This window comes from Nocardia vermiculata NBRC 100427 (assembly GCF_001613265.1).
Lineage (GTDB): Bacteria > Actinomycetota > Actinomycetes > Mycobacteriales > Mycobacteriaceae > Nocardia > Nocardia vermiculata.
Genome location: NZ_BDCA01000067.1, coordinates 1 through 1,676 on the forward strand (window position 1 = coordinate 1; position 1,676 = coordinate 1,676).

General features: G+C 65.5%; 1 protein-coding gene. It reads right to left on the reverse strand.

From position 1 onward, the window contains the following. Positions 1 to 172: 172 nt before the first annotated feature. Positions 173 to 1,558 carry an IS1380 family transposase gene (locus NV2_RS30460; RefSeq protein ID WP_067882401.1) on the reverse strand — a complete coding sequence of 462 codons (1,386 nt, stop codon included), beginning with the start codon at positions 1,556 to 1,558 and terminating at the stop codon, positions 173 to 175. Positions 1,559 to 1,676 lie beyond the last annotated feature (118 nt).

Genomic DNA, 1,676 nt, shown 5'->3' on the forward strand with positions numbered 1-1,676 from the left:
CCTCGATCTTTCGTCGGGTCTGCGGCCCGGCGTGATCGGGTTCGGATTGGTGTTTTCGGATGGTATCCCGGCTGGTGGGTGTGGTCGATCGGCCCGTGTCAGCGGGCTGGCTGCCGGGTTCCACGGGCCCGGTGGTGTCCTTTCGATGGTTGTAGGGGTGGGTTCGTGCTGGTCAGGGTGGGGCCAGGCGGGTGAAGGCGTTGACGGCGAGGCGGGTCCATGGGTTGTGCGCTGGTAGGCGCAGGTGGACGCGTCGGGCGTGGCGGGCCAGGCGGGCGGGAAGTGAAAATAGTCGCAAGCGTAGGGTTTTCGGTTCCCAGCGTTGTGCCGGGTGGTCGGTGAGGGCGAGGATCTGCATCCAGGCTGTGAGGTCGAGCGCGAGTGCGACCAGAGCGAGCCAGATGCGGTTGGCGTCGAAGCCGTGAAACGGCAGATTGCGCAGACCGGTGTCCTTGGCCGCTTTGATGCGGTCCTCGCAGCGAGCACGTCGGCGGTGGCGCAGTTCCAGATCCGGCAGCTGGCCGCGGGTGGTGTTGGTGACGAACGCGGTCAACCGCAGTCCGTCGTGGTCGGTGAACCGCAGCTGCGCGCCGGGGTGCGGGCGTTCTTTTCTGACGATCAGCCGCATTCCCGGTGGCCAGCCCGCCAACTCGACGACCCCGGTGACCTCGACGACCCAGGCGCCGTCGCGGACCTGTCCGTCGGCGTCGTAGGCCGGTGTCCAATCCGCATGCGTCAAATGGGTATCCATGGCTGTGACGATGTCGTCGGTGAGGGTGAACCCGATCGAGTACTGCACCCGGCGGCGGTGGCAGTAGTCGATGAACTCGTGGGTGCCACCACCGGAATCGGTGCGCACCAACACTTTCCGTCCGACGCGCCATGATGGCCGCCACGGCAGCTGGGACAGGGCCTCGCGCAGGACCTGCTTGTGGTCGGCGGCGGTGTTACTGCCGGCGTTGCCCGCCCGCAGCATGGCCGCGGCCGGCTCACCGGTGCCGGTCGCACCGTGGTCGATGAACGACCATAGCGAGTGGAAACCGAAGCCGCGCTTGAATGTTGGTGCGGCGTTCTGCTTGTCGGAGTGCGCATCGGTCAACGTGGCATCGAGATCGATGATCAATGGTTCGGCGATGCTGATGCCGTGATCGGGCGTGTGCTCACCGGCTTGTTCCCACGCCCGTGTTCGCGCGTCGGCACGAGCGGTTGCGATGGCCGCCAACGCTTTCCGTGTGTCAGCGGCAAGTGCGGCAATCGTGCGTGACACCGTCGGATCCGACGCCACCGCACCGAACACCCCCGGCTCGGCCCGCAACAGCGCCACATCCGCAGCGCAGTCACCACCCACCGCGAGCGAGACCGCCAGATCCAGCACGATCTTGCCCGGGTCGTGGATCGCCGACCGCTTGCGCCACGACTGCAACTGTTCCGACAAACCCCTGATCAACCCAGTTTTCTCGGCAGTGCGCAGCAGCAACGCCGCACCCGCGTTCGACACCACACCCGCTCCGTCACCGCCGATGACCAGCCGCGGATACGGGGAGATAGACTTGCTCACCAGAAAGGTGCTCCAAAACCTCGATCAATTCTTCCTTCGCAAGTCGAATTATCGCAGGTCGGAGCACCTTTCGCCATTTCAGTCACACACTGTGACACAGCTCGGTGAATTCACGAGG